This window comes from Pseudomonas cremoris (assembly GCF_014230465.1).
The window spans coordinates 196,066-211,683 of record NZ_JAAXCY010000003.1 but is presented as its reverse complement, the minus strand read 5'-3'; the positions used below and the strand labels follow the sequence as shown (position 1 = coordinate 211,683).

At 54.2% G+C, this 15,618-nt stretch carries 15 protein-coding genes and 1 pseudogene; 10 read left to right on the top strand and 6 right to left on the bottom strand.

Annotation, left to right across the window (positions count from 1 at the left end; genetic code table 11):
- Window positions 1-4 precede the first annotated feature (4 nt).
- The 3 genes from HF257_RS07680 to HF257_RS07670 all read right to left on the bottom strand — a co-directional run bounded on the left by HF257_RS07680 (window position 5) and on the right by HF257_RS07670 (window position 3,596).
- Entirely contained in the window at window positions 5-190 is a 186-nt protein-coding gene (locus HF257_RS07680) for a hypothetical protein (protein ID WP_185707500.1), read from the bottom strand.
- Window positions 191-461: 271 nt separating this feature from the next.
- Window positions 462-1,568 (bottom strand): NADH:flavin oxidoreductase/NADH oxidase, encoded by a 1,107-nt coding sequence (locus HF257_RS07675; protein WP_185707502.1) that lies wholly within the window; start codon window positions 1,566-1,568, stop codon window positions 462-464.
- A 126-nt stretch (window positions 1,569-1,694) separates the two neighbouring features.
- A complete protein-coding gene (locus HF257_RS07670; protein WP_185707504.1) occupies window positions 1,695-3,596 on the bottom strand; it encodes a potassium transporter Kup in 1,902 nt (633 codons plus the stop codon).
- A gap of 587 nt (window positions 3,597-4,183) precedes the next feature.
- Here HF257_RS07670 and HF257_RS07665 point away from each other — a divergent pair.
- From HF257_RS07665 to HF257_RS07650, 4 genes are all read left to right on the top strand, one after another.
- Complete coding sequence (locus HF257_RS07665; RefSeq protein WP_185707506.1) at window positions 4,184-4,975, top strand: DUF3800 domain-containing protein; 792 nt, start codon at window positions 4,184-4,186, stop codon at window positions 4,973-4,975.
- Between the two features lie 596 nt (window positions 4,976-5,571).
- The gene (locus HF257_RS07660) at window positions 5,572-6,471 is read left to right on the top strand and encodes an endonuclease/exonuclease/phosphatase family protein (RefSeq protein ID WP_185707508.1); all 900 of its coding nucleotides are present in this window, start codon (window positions 5,572-5,574) and stop codon (window positions 6,469-6,471) included.
- Window positions 6,464-6,901 (top strand): hypothetical protein, encoded by a 438-nt coding sequence (locus HF257_RS07655; protein WP_185707510.1) that lies wholly within the window; start codon window positions 6,464-6,466, stop codon window positions 6,899-6,901. Before HF257_RS07660 ends, HF257_RS07655 begins: the two co-directional genes overlap by 8 nt.
- A 106-nt stretch (window positions 6,902-7,007) precedes the next feature.
- A complete protein-coding gene (locus tag HF257_RS07650; RefSeq protein WP_185707512.1) occupies window positions 7,008-8,060 on the top strand; it encodes a hypothetical protein in 1,053 nt (350 codons plus the stop codon).
- An 86-nt stretch (window positions 8,061-8,146) separates the two neighbouring features.
- Here the strand turns inward: HF257_RS07650 and HF257_RS07645 are convergent.
- Window positions 8,147-8,461, bottom strand: a pseudogene (locus tag HF257_RS07645) (recombinase family protein); the annotation flags it as partial.
- Window positions 8,462-8,487: 26 nt separating this feature from the next.
- A complete protein-coding gene (locus tag HF257_RS07640; protein ID WP_185707514.1) occupies window positions 8,488-9,555 on the bottom strand; it encodes a hypothetical protein in 1,068 nt (355 codons plus the stop codon).
- A 134-nt stretch (window positions 9,556-9,689) separates the two neighbouring features.
- On the opposite strand from HF257_RS07640, the gene rimO reads away from it, so the two are divergent.
- The 5 genes from rimO (at window position 9,690) to tsaA (ending at window position 13,603) form a co-directional block, all read left to right on the top strand.
- On the top strand, window positions 9,690-11,015 hold the full coding sequence (gene rimO / locus HF257_RS07635) for a 30S ribosomal protein S12 methylthiotransferase RimO (RefSeq protein WP_038449095.1): 1,326 nt from the start codon (window positions 9,690-9,692) through the stop codon (window positions 11,013-11,015).
- A 103-nt stretch (window positions 11,016-11,118) separates the two neighbouring features.
- Window positions 11,119-11,592 carry a GNAT family N-acetyltransferase gene (locus HF257_RS07630; RefSeq protein ID WP_185707516.1) on the top strand — a complete coding sequence of 158 codons (474 nt, stop codon included), beginning with the start codon at window positions 11,119-11,121 and terminating at the stop codon, window positions 11,590-11,592.
- A gap of 71 nt (window positions 11,593-11,663) precedes the next feature.
- The gene (locus HF257_RS07625; protein WP_185707518.1) at window positions 11,664-12,374 is read left to right on the top strand and encodes an rRNA pseudouridine synthase; all 711 of its coding nucleotides are present in this window, start codon (window positions 11,664-11,666) and stop codon (window positions 12,372-12,374) included.
- Window positions 12,375-12,442: 68 nt separating this feature from the next.
- Entirely contained in the window at window positions 12,443-12,904 is a 462-nt protein-coding gene (locus HF257_RS07620) for a YehS family protein (RefSeq protein ID WP_185707520.1), read from the top strand.
- 3 nt (window positions 12,905-12,907) lie between these two features.
- Window positions 12,908-13,603 carry a tRNA (N6-threonylcarbamoyladenosine(37)-N6)-methyltransferase TrmO gene (tsaA, locus tag HF257_RS07615; RefSeq protein ID WP_185707522.1) on the top strand — a complete coding sequence of 232 codons (696 nt, stop codon included), beginning with the start codon at window positions 12,908-12,910 and terminating at the stop codon, window positions 13,601-13,603.
- A gap of 181 nt (window positions 13,604-13,784) precedes the next feature.
- Here tsaA and fpr read toward each other — a convergent pair whose 3' ends face one another.
- Window positions 13,785-14,564 carry a ferredoxin-NADP reductase gene (fpr, locus tag HF257_RS07610; protein ID WP_124526086.1) on the bottom strand — a complete coding sequence of 260 codons (780 nt, stop codon included), beginning with the start codon at window positions 14,562-14,564 and terminating at the stop codon, window positions 13,785-13,787.
- 125 nt (window positions 14,565-14,689) lie between these two features.
- On the opposite strand from fpr, the gene HF257_RS07605 reads away from it, so the two are divergent.
- Window positions 14,690-15,616, top strand: coding sequence for a LysR family transcriptional regulator (locus HF257_RS07605; RefSeq protein ID WP_010212678.1), 927 nt, complete (start codon window positions 14,690-14,692; stop codon window positions 15,614-15,616).
- Window positions 15,617-15,618 lie beyond the last annotated feature (2 nt).

Here is a 15,618-nt window from a genome sequence, read left to right as displayed (position 1 = left end):
TGGCTCAGAACCGCGACACACTCTTCATCGCCCCAATCAGATACCGCATCGCCACCTGGTCACTCTCGGTCAGCGCACGGTACTGCTCCACCAACTCAGCTTCTTCCAGACTCAACCTGCGGCCACGCAAGGACAACCTGCGGGTAATAAATGACGCCACTGCACCCGCCACACCAAAGGACTTGGCCATGGACTGCTACTCCTGATATCAATCAAACACTCCTGGTGCCCACCACCTGCATCCCGTGAAGCGCAATGCCTCCGTGAACAAACAGACTGACTCCCTGGGCCAGAAATCAGACTTACCCTAAGCGTAGAAACGATCTCGCCAAGCGTGCGTTTTTTTTAGAGTAATCACTTAAATAATTTCATCGGTTATAAATACCTACAGCGTAATCTCACTGCGCTGGCCAGAAAAAACCCACCGGATCAGGGTGGGTTCTGGTGCAGCTTCTGTAGGCTCAATCCCTCAGGTCAGACTCGTGAATCGGCTGGTCGCGATGAGTCGCCCGCTGATACTGCGCCGGCCAGATTGCCTTGCGTCCGCCCAGGTCATCATCGGCATGCAATGGCCAGTACGGATCACGCAACAGTTCCCGGGCCAGGAAGATGATATCGGCCTGGCAGGTACGCAAGATGTGCTCGGCCTGGGCCGGCTCGGTGATCATGCCAACGGTGCCCGTGGCAATGCCCGACTCTTTACGCACACGTTCGGCGAAGCGGGTCTGGTAGCCAGGGCCGGTGGGGATCTCGGCATTGGCGGCGGTGCCACCCGAGGACACGTCGATCAAGTCCACGCCAAGTTCCTTCAGGCGGCGCGCCAACTCCACAGTTTCATCAGGGTTCCAGCCATCTTCCACCCAGTCGGTCGCCGACACCCGCACAAACAACGGCAGCTCCTGCGGCCAGGCCGCACGCACGGCCTGGGTCACTTGCAGCACCAGACGGATGCGGTTTTCAAACGAACCACCGTACTGATCCTGACGCTGGTTGCTGATGGGCGAGAGGAACTGATGCAGCAGGTACCCATGGGCGGCGTGGATTTCGACCACCTCGAAACCGGCGGTCAATGCGCGCTTGGCAGCCGCGACAAAGTCGGCGATCACTTGCTGGATCTGCCCTTCATCCAATTGCTTGGGCTGCGTGTGGTTGGGGTCGAAGGCAATCGTCGAAGGTCCCACCGGCACCCAACCGCCATCGCCCGGCTTGACGCTGCCGTGCTTGCCGATCCAAGGTCGATGAGTGCTGGCCTTGCGCCCGGCGTGGGCCAGTTGAATCCCAGCCACTGCACCTTGGGCCGCGATAAACCGAGTGATGCGTTGCAGCGGCTCGATCTGGGCGTCGTTCCACAGTCCCAGGTCCTGGGCAGTGATGCGGCCATCGGCGGTCACCGCGGTGGCTTCGGTAAAAATCAGCCCGGCACCGCCCACGGCACGGCTGCCAAGGTGCACCAGGTGCCAGTCATTGGCCAGGCCTTCTTCAGCGGAGTATTGGCACATCGGCGACACCGCTATGCGATTGAGCAGGGTCAATTGGCGCAGGGTATAGGGTTCGAGCAGCTGACTCATGGCGCACCTCTTCTGGGTTCTGTGGGCACTGTTCAACAGTGCTTAGAGCCTAGTCGACAACGGTGGATTGCACAGGGTTCAGATCAGAAAGCGGGAGCCGATTGCCGGCTCCCGTGCAGCAACCGCTTACATTTCGACCTGGGTGCCCAGCTCGATCACCCGGTTTACCGGGAGTTTGAAGAAACGCAGGTTACCGTTTGCGTTCTTCAACATGAACGCGAACAAACCTTCGCGCCAACGCGCCATGCCCTTGATGCGCGACGCAATCACCGTCTCGCGACTGAGGAAGTAGGTGGTGCGCATCGGGCTGAAATCCAGGTCATCGAGGTGACACAGTTTCAGCGCTTCGGGCACGTCCGGCTCGTCGGTGAAACCGAAGTGCAGGATCACACGGAAGAAGCCTTCACCGTAGGAATCCACCTCGAAACGCCGTGCGGCAGGTACACGCGGAATATCCTCGTAGACCACCGTCAGCAACACCACTTGCTCATGCAGCACCTGGTTATGCAGCAGGTTGTGCAACAGCGCGTGGGGCACCGCGTCCGGGCGCGCCGTGAGAAACACCGCCGTACCCTGCACGCGATGGGGCGGTTGCACGCGGATACTGCTGATAAAGATCGGCAGTGGCAGGCCGCCTTCGTCGAGGCGGTCCACCAGCAATTGCTTGCCGCGTTTCCAGGTGGTCATCAGCACAAACAGCACAATCCCCGCCAGTACCGGGAAGGCACCGCCCTGGATGATCTTCGGCACGTTGGCGGCAAAGTACAGGCCATCCACCAACAGGCAGCAGACCAGGACCGGCACCGCCAGTATCGGCGGCCATTTCCACAGCAGCAGCATGACCGCCGACACCAGGATAGTCGTCATCAACATGGTACCGGTCACCGCCACACCGTAGGCCGACGCCAACGCGTTGGAGGACTCGAAGCCCAGCACCAGCAAAATTACCCCGACCATCAGCGACCAGTTCACCGCGCCGATATAGATCTGGCCCTGCTCGGCGCTGGAGGTGTGCTGGATATGCATGCGCGGGATGTAACCCAACTGGATCGCCTGACGGGTCAGGGAAAACGCACCGGAGATGACTGCCTGGGAGGCGATAACCGTTGCCAGGGTGGACAACACCACCAGCGGAATCAGCGCCCAGCTCGGCGCCAGCAGGTAGAAGGGGTTACGTGCGGCTTCCGGGTCGCCGAGCAGCATCGCGCCCTGGCCAAAATAGTTAAGCACCAGCGCGGGGAGCACCAGCATGAACCAGGCGCGTGCGATGGGTTTGCGACCGAAGTGCCCCATGTCGGCGTACAACGCTTCGGCGCCAGTCAGAGCCAGTACGACCGCGCCGAGGATGGCCACGCCAATGCCCGGATGAGCCTCGAAGAAACGCACGGCCCACATCGGATTGATGGCGCTGAGCACTTCAGGATGCAGTGTGATGCCATACACGCCGAGGCCACCCAGCACCAGGAACCACGTCACCATGACCGGCCCGAATAGCTTGCCGATGTGGTCGGTACCGTGCTTCTGGATCAGGAACAACGCCACCAGCACCACCAGGGCGATAGGCACGACCCACTTTTCCAGTCCGTCGAAGGCCAACTCCAGCCCCTCAACGGCGGACAATACGGAAATCGCCGGGGTGATCATGCTGTCACCGTAGAACAGCGCCGCCCCGCATAGGCCACACACCACGAGGAAGCTACGCAGCTTCTTGCGCTCCCCCGCCGCTCGTCGCGCCAGTGCAGTAAGGGCCATGATGCCGCCTTCGCCTTGGTTGTCGGCGCGCAGTACAAACAGCATGTACTTGATCGAGACCACCCAGATCAGCGACCAGAAGATCAGCGCCAAAATCCCCAAGACGCCGTCATGGTTGACTTGCACTCCATAACCGCCGTTGAACACCTCTTTAAGGGTGTAGAGCGGGCTGGTCCCGATATCGCCGTAAACCACCCCGACCGCTGCCACCAACATGCCAATCGGCTTTGCGGTGGAATGCTCGGCACCTGCCGCCGGACTACTTGCCTGACCCATCAACCACTCCTGCCCTTTGACCTGAGGTCTTTTATAAACAGCGCGTCTAAGCTGACACTAGCATGCGCTGTTTTACTTCTCGTAACAGACGTTTTATTGACCCCGGGGATTTCCCCGTGCGCAACGGCGCGAAGCATAGCGCAGCACTCGTCGCATTTCCCTGCATAAAGCTGGTCAAGTGCGTTGCCCGTCGCTAGAATTGCGCACTTTTTGATCAGAGGCACACCAAGTGCCCGTCTACCGCCTTGTCGTGCCCGACTGGCGGCGTCATTCAATACCGAGGTTAGACATGTCCACCACCATCGCAAAAGCCAACCCCAAGGTTGGCTTTGTTTCCCTGGGTTGCCCGCACGCTAGCCAAAATATACAAATTGTTGTTCCGTTAAAGGGAACGTTTTGGTTGACATAGGGCGAGAATATGACTATTTTTCTCCCAAGTCGGCAGCCCTGCCTTAGCGGTGCGTGAAGGAGCTCCTTCGCTGGCTTACCTAATTCGTAAAACCTATGCCTACATGCATAGGTCATCAGACAAAAGTCGAGCAGATGCTCGACTTTTTTTTTGGCTCTTTTTGGATGAGGATGACTGGATGCACCTTCTATATGTTGACGAATCAGGCACGCCAAGCGACCCGAGCCAGAGCTTTTTCATTCTCGCGGGCGTGTCCATCTTTGAACGTCAAACACACTGGGTTGAAACCCAGATGAACGAGATCGCCGCAAGGTTCTTCCCTGAAGACCCCTACGCGATTGAGCTCCACGGTTCGCCGATGAGATCTGGCAAGAGCGAATGGCGGCCTTTTCCGATGGCCGACCGGATTCAAGCTATCAAAGACTGCCTCAGCATCATCGCCAACTCTAAAGGCAAATATCGCCTGTTCGCTTCGGTAGTAGAACGTGGAGCGCATGGGGCAGACGATCCGATCAAATCTTGTTTTGAACAGGTAGCATCGAGGTTTGACAAATACCTCCAACGATTCAATACGCAGGGCAAACCTGAGAGAGGGATCGCAATTTTTGACACCTCCCACACAGAAAAAAGCATCCAGAACCTTGCGAGAACATTCAAGTACGATGGGCACTCATTCGGTAAGCTCAGAAACTTTGCTGAGGTACCACTGTTTCTGGACTCCAAAGCGTCAAGGATGATCCAGTTGGTCGACCTGGTTGCATTTGCGATTTTTCGACACTATCAAGCTGACGATTCGCAATACTTCGACATCATCAAAAATAGCTTCGACAGCGTGGGCGGCACCATACATGGCCTTCATGTCCGTAGAGCGTCCCAAAATGTAGGTGTCGCGGTACAGATCGCGACCACGACGATCGTGACACCCGAGGCAGTGCTGGCGGTCGAAGAGATAGCAATCAACAACGGTTGACCCCGCACGGTAGGGTAAGAATGTGCAAAGTTAAACGAGCGCTGGAAGACTCGCAAAACGCGCCGCCACTTGGCGTCCAGCATTCGAATCGAAACTACCCATCGCGACCTAGTGAGCATTACGAGGAGCGCTGCAGGTTTTGAAAATCGCTCGCTTCGGAAGTTTTCCAACCGCTCACCCAAGCGGGCAGGGGGTCTGCAGAGCTTTCCCCCTGCCCTGCTGTGCTGCCACGAGATGTAAAGGCATTGCATTCCTCTTCCAGACTTTGCAGTCAGTGCAATGACCATTCTCCCGCTAAAGCCCACAGCTGGCCTGGGCTGAGCCCCCCATTGCACTACATTCCACCTTTGCACTTTTTTGCGACGAGAAGCCCGTCGGCGGGAGGGGGATAAGTGCTTTTCTTGTCCATTTTTTTTCACTCAAGCATTTTCCACCAGGTATCGAAATTGATTCGCCAGTTAGGCACACTGTGTCAGTCTCAACACGCTTGATGCCTGCGTATTCGGGTTAAGAAAAGCTCAGATCTTTAAATTAAATGTTCAATAGATTAAGTTACACACATAGATATTACACAAGCTAATCGGGAGCGTCGGCTGGTGTTTTCGGAAAAAAATCTGGTATTTGCGTGGTGGAATACGAGCCTTGCCCCTTCAGGCAACAGCAGGTCGACCGTAGATGAAAGGTTTATGGCATCTCAGGTCATTGTCAGTTTAATTACAGAAATTGGTGCTGACTTCATTGCTCTAGGAGAAATGTCAGATCTAGACCTCATCGACATTTCTAAAATTTGCAAACAATATGGATATAGCGTTCATTCGGGAATCACTAAAGCCGGCAGATCGAAATTCGATATTTGTTACGCATGCAACGACCTAAAACTCTCAATAACCAATTTTAAAGATATAATCTCAAAGAAAGGTGACTCAACACTAAAGATCGCTAAACGCGTCGACTTAATGTCTCTCCTAGACGGCACGGCTTTCCACTTATTTATATCACACTGGCCCAGTCGTCTCTGGTGCGAGCAGAATCATGCTGATAGGCACACTTTCGGCATGCGTTTGCGAGACTCTTTTGACAACCTTGTACAAGAGTCTGATAAGTACCCTTTCGTGATAATGCTCGGCGACTATAATGATGATCCGTTTGATCAGTCTCTCAGCGAGCAAGTCATGGCCAGTCGCGACATTGACATGGTTCGCCGTACGAAACACTTACTTTACAATCCTTTTTGGAGACATCTGTGCAAGCAGTCAGAAACCCACCAAGGAGCGGGAAGTTATTATTACAAAGGTGGTAGAATCACGAAATGGCACACATTCGATCAGCTAATTTATTCTCAGGCATTTCTAACCTCACGTGAATGGACGTATGATCACGGATATAACTTAGTGCATGAAATGCCTGAACTCATAGATATGGTCAAAAACCCCGAATCTGTATTTGATCATTTACCCGTATATGGAAAAATAGAAAAGGTAATAAACCATGGTTAACTTTATTGATTCTTTTAACAAGGGAATTTCGGCGGCGGAAAGAGCCATTGCAAATAAAGACGAGATAGATTCGGTTATCGAACAGCTGAGCGAGCAATTGCAGCAAGCAACCAATGGCAGGCTTAAGATAAGTATCATTCAAAAACAGATACCTCTTTCCGGACTTGCTATTGCAGACATTATGAATAGGAAAACATACTGGGCTATCGCCGCCTCCAACCCGCTTAGCTCTTTTCAACCTAAAGAATTGGCACAATGGACATTTAGTGAAAACGGTTATCCGTGCAAAATCATACTCACAGACGCAGAAATATATTGTGAAGATAAAACAGCTCTGGAAAACGCGCTTGCCAAGATGATTGCGACACCAGAAGCAGGAAAAAAAATGAAATCTGTAATGGAGCAAAAGCCTACTGAGTCAGATGCTTAGTGATTGAATTTAATCAATTAGCGAAAAATAGGGCCTCACTCTGCTAATGGGTGAGATTATTAGGTAGGCAATAAAATCACTTTGCGCTACAGAATGAGCATTACAATTGACTATGCACCATGCTTCAAATATTGCATTACTTCTTCTGCCTTTATTACTAGCCGGCATTGTTACAGCGGCTACCCGCGGAAAAGGGCGCTGGTGGACAATGGCCAGATGGATATCTGCATTTACAATGCACCCTGACCAAGGGCTAGTGAGGCAAGGGCTCTTATGGCTAAGTATTTTAGTACCTCTATTTTATGGTCTGGGGGCGGGCATTATTATATGGGCAGACTACCAAATATCGCTCACACAAGAAGGTCTCGAAACCTTCGTTAAAATAAGCGCAATCCCGCTTGCTTTATTTTCACTATCACTACCGTTAACAATTTTAGTATCTCGCTTACATGCCACCTCCCAAACAGCAAACCAAATAACACTCACCAGACACAAAAACAACATTGACTCTTTTTATTCACACCGAAAAGAATTGTTTAGCTATTTCGCGCAAATCGGCGAAGTGGTGTTTTTGGATTGCATTATTGCAAAATTCAAATTACACCCTCGGATACACAAGAGATTCTTCACCGGCAAACTTGCCGATGGCACACCAATGGCGAACGAGGCGGAATTTAAGACAGTCGAATCCGACATTGAAAATGCACTCTGGAAAATTCACGGTGTGCTTACAGATTTCAATCCGGAGATGACCTACAGTTTGTATGTTGCAAACTTATGCAGCGAAATCTATCGACTCGCACTTACACTAGGACTCACAGAAATATATATAGTCCTAGCGGAAAAAAGCACATTAGTTCCTGCGATCATTGACGAAGAACCAAAAATGTTGCGCACGGTAGGTACTACCACAACAGAGCTAATTGCAGCATTCCGCTACATATATAGCTTTTTCCACAACCTATGTGATTTCGCGGGCATCACCCCACTTGACTCACGAAAGGATCCAGCCTATAGATACATATTTGAAGGGGGAGCCTTTCACAATATAACGATCCCTCCAGTAATTGAAAGATTGCATGCTGAGGACATAAGGAAAAACATAGATAATTACAACTTTTCCAGACTAATGGAAAAACAAAACTCCGCTAACCGGTAATACCTTTAAGTATTTTACTTGAAGCGAGAGCTTGAGCGGCATTACTGGTGAATGAAGCAGCGTTTGCCGGAGAGGACATTGGACCAGATCTGAGCCAATTGTGCCTGCGCTTGAATCGGTTCAGCCCGACTTAGTCGATCAAGTCCCTCGACGACTAAAACAGAACCATCAGCTATCCTTCCATCTTCTACTGCTTGAAGAAATACACCCAGCGCCCCTTGCTTGACGTGATGTTGGTGATAAGCGGATAACCCCTCATCTCTTAAAGACAATGACTCATCCAAAACCAGTCCTTTCTCGCTTGCCCAACGCTGAGCATACTGAAGCTGACGGTCCGCGCTGCTGCCAATCGCCTGCCTAGGATCAGAGAAACGTAGGTAGCTATATACCTTTGCCATCATTCGTTGCCTAGATGCATCCATTAGGATCAGGCCTGTTCATTTTTTGTGGGCGCTTTCTTCACTTTTTCCAATATTCCAGCTAACGATTCAAACATTTGAACCATGTGATTCACATCTCCCGCTTTAGAATTAATAGCTTCCGGCCACTTAATTTCTTCCGCCAAAACCTTTAGCACTTGAGCTTTCGATTCAACATTTCCTTCCACCCCTCCAACAGAAAACTCTTTTACAGCATAATACGATAGAAGATAACGATCGAAGACGGATCTAACTCTCATAAACTGAATAGACGAATCAATAAAACTTCTATACTGCTTCAGAAACCATGCAGCCAAAAATTCAACCACAAGGAAAGTTAAGGAGCAGGAAACTACGCCATAGATCAGAGGCTTATCAACCCCCCAAACATGAGCTACCACTTGCCATACCAAAATTGATGAGACGTAAAAATATATACCACGACGCAGGTACATTGTCCCTGTATCCAACAATTTTGAGGCCTTCTTCTCCGAAGTTTCAATATGCTTATCAAGGGATTTTATCGACCGATGAATATAGTACTCAATAGCGCTAAACTCATGCAGCTCCACCTTACTATCTGCATCTTCGCGTTGATTCTCAGCTCCGCTATCCTGACCAGCTTTAACTTGCAAAATTTCAAACCTCAGCTCTGAAATTTGTGCCTCCACCTTACTTAAACTCGCTCTTTCGTCGATATCTACGAAAGTGGAGGTTACCTCCGATTTAAACAGATACTCTTGAAACTGCGAAACAACAAACAAAACAAAGCCAACAGCAAGAATTGATATAACCACAATCGCTTTAAAATCAATTCCCGACAACAGCCGCCTCAAAACATCCGACTCAATATCGCTGGGAAAGAGCAGTAAAAACAGAGTCAAGCAAGCCGCTACGGCAGACGCAATTATAAGTTGGGATTTGCGAACAAAGTCTGCTCTGCTATTACGTGAATCGGGGACCGCCTTATTAGAAAGCTCCTCAGTTTCACTCAAAAGTAGACTATCAAATGCTGAAGCACCGTCAGCATTACCTCCAGAACTTTGCCCCCCTCCATTACTAGCAACTTTACTCATTTGATAAATACTCCTAATTCGCAATAATACGAATGATTATTATATGCAACTATTCCTTTTGCGCATTTTTTGAACACCGACTAGAATCGCGCGCCTTAAATTTCAACAGGGCGTGCCCTGCAGGCTGGAAGTATATGAGCAATAATCCACGTGTAGGGTTTATATCGCTAGGGTGCCCGAAGGCTCTGGTCGACTCCGAGCGCATCCTCACGCAGCTGCGTATGGAAGGCTATGACGTTGTGTCCACCTACCAGGACGCCGACGTGGTGGTGGTCAACACCTGCGGCTTCATCGACTCGGCCAAGGCGGAGTCCCTGGAAGTGATCGGCGAAGCCATCAAGGAAAACGGCAAGGTCATCGTGACCGGCTGCATGGGTGTGGAAGAAGGCAATATCCGCAACGTACACCCGAGCGTGCTGGCCGTGACCGGTCCACAGCAGTACGAGCAGGTAGTCAACGCCGTGCACGAAGTGGTGCCGCCGCGTCAGGACCACAACCCGCTGATCGACCTGGTGCCGCCACAGGGCATCAAGCTGACCCCGCGTCACTACGCGTACCTGAAGATTTCCGAAGGCTGCAACCACAGCTGCAGCTTCTGCATCATCCCGTCGATGCGCGGCAAGCTGGTCAGCCGCCCGGTCGGTGATGTACTGGACGAGGCGCAGCGCCTGGTCAAATCCGGCGTGAAAGAGCTGCTGGTGATCTCTCAGGACACCAGCGCCTACGGCGTCGACGTGAAATACCGCACGGGTTTCTGGAACGGCGCGCCGGTGAAAACCCGCATGACCGAACTCTGCGAAGCCTTGAGCAGCCTGGGTGTGTGGGTGCGCCTGCACTACGTTTACCCGTACCCGCACGTGGACGAACTGATCCCGTTGATGGCTGCCGGCAAGATCCTGCCGTACCTGGACATCCCGTTCCAGCACGCCAGCCCCAAAGTGCTCAAGGCGATGAAACGCCCGGCCTTTGAAGACAAGACCCTGGCGCGTATCAAGAACTGGCGCGAGATCTGCCCAGAGCTGATCATCCGCTCCACCTTCATCGTCGGCTTCCCCGGCGAAACCGAAGAAGACTTCCAGTACCTGCTGGATTGGTTGACTGAAGCACAGTTGGATCGCGTCGGTTGCTTCCAGTATTCGCCGGTTGAAGGCGCACCAGCCAACCTGCTGGACCTGGCCGTAGTGCCAGACGACGTCAAGCAAGACCGTTGGGAGCGCTTCATGGCGCATCAACAGGCGATCAGCTCGGCACGTTTGCAACTGCGCATCGGCAAGGAAATCGAAGTGCTGATCGACGAAGTCGACGAGCAAGGCGCAGTGGGCCGTTGCTTCTTCGATGCGCCGGAGATCGACGGTAACGTGTTTATCGACGATGCCAGCGGTTTGAAGCCGGGCGACAAAGTTTGGTGCACCGTGACGGATGCCGACGAGTACGACTTGTGGGCCGAAAAGCGCGACTAAATCTGTAAAGATTTAAAAAAGCCCCGCCTCTGGACAAGATGCGGGGCTTTTTTAGGTCTATCGTTTTGCCCATCAGCGCACATCAAGGCAAGGGGCAGCGGGCATGCGTCAGCATTCGGTTATCCACACACCTAAAACCAGCGACTACACGCACTTGGCGCGAATCTGGGAAGACTCGGTACGGGCGACCCATGACTTCCTGCCAGACAGCTACATCGTGTTGCTGAAGAACCTGGTGCTGACACGCTATCTGGATTCGGTGATGTTGATCTGCACCAAGGACCTGCGCCAGCGCATCACCGGTTTTGCCGGGGTGGCGGCGGGTAAGGTGGAGATGCTGTTTATCGACCCACAGCACAGGGGCGAAGGCTTGGGCCGGCAATTGCTGCGATACGCGATTGAGCACATGAATGCCGATGAACTGGACGTCAACGAGCAGAACCCCCAGGCGCTGGGCTTTTACTTCAAGCAAGGGTTCGAGGTGGTCGGACGTACGGAGCATGACGGCCTGGGGCAGCCGTATCCGTTGCTGCATATGCGTTTGCGCCAAGTGCAGCAACAAGCTCGCCAGGGCTAATTGAAATGGAGCCGGGATTAACCGGCCCCACACAGGTACAATAGCTGCCCCCTTTTGTTACGGCCCTTGTCATGACTGACCCCATACGCCTCTCCAAACGCCTTATCGAACTGGTCGGTTGCTCCCGTCGGGAGGCTGAGCTGTTTATCGAAGGCGGCTGGGTCTCGGTGGACGGTGAAGTGATCGACGAGCCGCAGTTCAAGGTCACCACCCAGAAGGTCGAACTCGACCCAGAAGCCAAGGCCACCGCGCCAGAGCCAGTGACCATCCTGCTGCACGCCCCTGCCGGCGTGGATGCCGAGACCGCGCTGGCCACCATCAGCGCCGAGACCTTGTCCGAAGAACACCGCTTCGGCAAGCGCCCGCTCAAGGGCCACTTCCTGCGCCTGACCGCCAGCGCCGACCTGCAAGCCAAGGCCAGCGGCCTGTTGGTATTTACCCAGGACTGGAAGATCCTGCGCAAGTTAACCGCCGATGCCGCCAAGATCGAGCAGGAATACGTGGTGGAAGTCGAAGGCGACATGGTTGCCCACGGCCTCAACCGCCTCAACCACGGCCTGACGTACAAAGGCAAGGAACTGCCGGCGGTCAAAGCCAGCTGGCAGAACGAAAACCGCCTGCGTTTTGCGCTGAAAAACCCGCAGCCGGGCGTCATCGCACTGTTCTGCGAAGCGGTTGGCCTCAAGGTCATCGCCATTCGCCGCATCCGCATCGGCGGCGTGTCCATCGGCAAAGTGCCGGTCGGCCAATGGCGTTACCTGTCCGGCAAAGAGAAGTTCTAAGCCGCTCCCCTTTTTTCGACACCGCCTGATTCGGCGGTGTCCCCAGTTGAATACCAGGATTGCCCACCATGATTCACAACGACGTACTGCGCAGCGTGCGCTACATGCTCGACATCAGCGACAACAAGATGGTCGAGATCATCAAGCTCGGCGGCATGGACGTAACCAAGGAAGACCTGCTCACCTACCTCAAGAAAGATGAGGAAGAAGGCTTTGTGTTCTGCCCGGATGACGTCATGGCGCACTTCCTCGACGGCCTGGTGATCTTCAAGCGCGGCAAGGACGAAAGCCGTCCGCCACAGCCGATCGAAACCCCAGTGACCAACAACATCATCCTCAAGAAGCTGCGCGTAGCCTTCGAACTGAAAGAAGACGACATGCATGCCATCCTCAAGGCCGCCGAGTTCCCGGTGTCCAAGCCAGAGCTGAGCGCGCTGTTCCGCAAGTTCGGCCACACCAACTACCGCACGTGTGGCGATCAGTTGCTGCGTAATTTCCTCAAGGGCCTGACCTTGCGGGTTCGCACCTAAGCCATGCATTACAACGTCTCGCCCGTCGGTTTCGTACGTTCCTGTTTCAAGGAGAAGTTCGCCATCCCGCGTCAGCCGCAATTGGCGCCCGCCGCCCGTGGCGTGCTGGAGTTGGTGGCGCCGTTTGACGGCGGCGAGGCAGTGCAGGGCTTGGAGCAAGTCAGCCATGTGTGGCTGCTGTTTCTGTTCCACCAAGCCCTGGAAGACAAGCCACGCCTGAAGGTGCGCCCGCCGCGCCTGGGCGGCAACACGTCCATGGGCGTGTTTGCCACCCGTGCGACCCACCGGCCCAACGGCATCGGCCAGTCGGTGGTGAAGCTCGACAAGATGGAGCCCGGCAAGCTGTGGATTTCCGGGATCGATTTGCTCGATGGCACGCCGGTGCTGGATATCAAGCCATATGTGCCGTACGCAGACATCATCGACACCGCGACCAATGACATGGCCAGTGGCGCCCCTACGTTGATTCCTGTGCAGTGGCTGAAGACCGCGCTGCATCAGGCACAAAGCCATGCCCAGCGGCTGGATGAGCCGTTGGTGGCGTTGATTGAGCAGTGCTTGGCGCAAGACCCGCGGCCGGCGTATCAAGCGCCTGGGCCTGAGCGTGAGTATGGCGCGCAGTTTTGGGATGTGGATGTGCGGTGGCACTATCCCGAGGCGGGGCTGATTTGTGTGCTGGAAGTGCTTCCAGCCCAGTAACTCGCACAAACGAAAAAGCCCGCGCTGCCTGTGAAGGCAGCGCGGGCTTTTTTTTGCGAACGCGTTCTCTGTAGGAGCGAGCTTGCTCGCGAAAAACGCAAACTCGCCGCGTTAATCCAGGACGCCAGCGTTATCGTTGACGACCTTCGCGAGCAAGCTCGCTCCTACAAGTGACCAGAAGTCACTTCTCGACGAACGCACGCTCGATCAAATAGTCACCCGGCTCACGCATGCGTGGCGAAACCTTCAGGCCGAAGCTGTTCAGCACTTCGCTGGTTTCATCCAACATGCTTGGGCTGCCGCACAGCATGGCGCGGTCGTCCTCTGGGTTGATCGGTGGCAGGCCGATGTCGGTGAACAGCTTGCCGCTGCGCATCAGATCGGTCAGGCGGCCTTCGTTTTCGAACGGCTCGCGGGTCACGGTCGGGTAGTAGATCAACTTTTCACGCAGGGCTTCACCGAAGAACTCGTTCTGCGGCAGGTGCTCGGTGATGAATTCGCGGTAGGCGACTTCGTTGACGTAACGCACGCCGTGGCACAGGATCACTTTTTCAAAGCGCTCGTAGGTTTCCGGGTCCTGGATCACACTCATGAAGGGTGCGAGGCCAGTACCGGTGCTGAGCAGGTACAGGTGTTTGCCCGGCTTCAAATCGTCAAGCACCAGGGTGCCTGTCGGTTTTTTGCTGATGATGATCTCGTCGCCTTCCTTCAAGTGCTGCAATTGGGAAGTCAGCGGGCCATCTGGAACCTTGATGCTGAAGAACTCCAAATGCTCTTCCCAGTTCGGGCTGGCAATGGAGTAAGCGCGCATGAGCGGGCGGCCGTTGGGCTGTTGCAGGCCGATCATCACGAACTGACCGTTCTCGAAGCGCAGGCCCGGATCGCGGGTGCACTTGAAGCTGAACAGAGTGTCGTTCCAGTGATGAACACTGAGGACACGCTCGTGGTTCATGTTGCTCATGTACGGGGGACTCCTGGAAATGGGTCTGCGCCACAAAGATAGATGCGCAATTGCACAGCATTCTAATGGCGGCGACAATATCTGTTAACTGGATTATTAAGATAAGGGTTATCGGTTATATCGATATGCGATTTACTCTCCGTCAACTGCAAGTCTTCGTCGCCGTCGCCCAGCAGGAAAGCGTCTCGCGCGCTGCTGGCCTTCTGGCCCTATCTCAATCCGCCGCCAGCACCTCGATCACCGAGCTGGAGCGTCAATCCAGCTGCCAATTATTCGACCGCGCAGGCAAGCGTCTAAGCCTCAACGCCCTCGGTCATCAGCTATTGCCTCAAGCGGTGGCGCTGCTGGACCAGGCCAAGGAGATCGAGGACCTGCTCAACGGCAAGTCCGGCTTTGGTTCCCTGGCGGTCGGCGCCACCCTGACCATCGGCAACTACCTGGCCACCCTGCTGATCGGCAGCTTTATGCAGCAGCACCCCGAGAGCCAGGTGAAGCTGCATGTGCAGAACACTGCTCATATCGTGCACCAGGTTGCGCACTACGAAATTGACCTGGGTCTAATCGAAGGCGACTGCAGCCACCCCGATATCGAGGTGCAAACCTGGGTGGAAGATGAGCTGGTGGTGTTTTGCGCCCCGCAACATCACCTGGCCAAGCGTGGTGTGGCGAGCATGGACGAGTTGACCCATGAGGCGTGGATCCTGCGGGAACAGGGCTCTGGCACACGCCTGACATTCGACCAAGCCATGCGCCATCACCGTAGCGCGCTGAATATCCGGCTGGAGCTGGAGCATACCGAGGCGATTAAGCGGGCAGTGGAGTCAGGGTTGGGGATTGGCTGCATTTCACGGCTGGCACTGCGCGATGCATTCCGCCGTGGCAGCCTGGTGCCAGTGGAAACCCCGGACCTGGACCTGGCCCGGCAGTTCTACTTCATCTGGCATAAACAGAAGTACCAGACCTCGGCAATGCGCGAGTTCCTGGAACTGTGCCGCGCTTTCACCGCCGGGGTTCAGCGCAGCGACGAGATCGTGCTGCCGAGCATTGCCTGAGG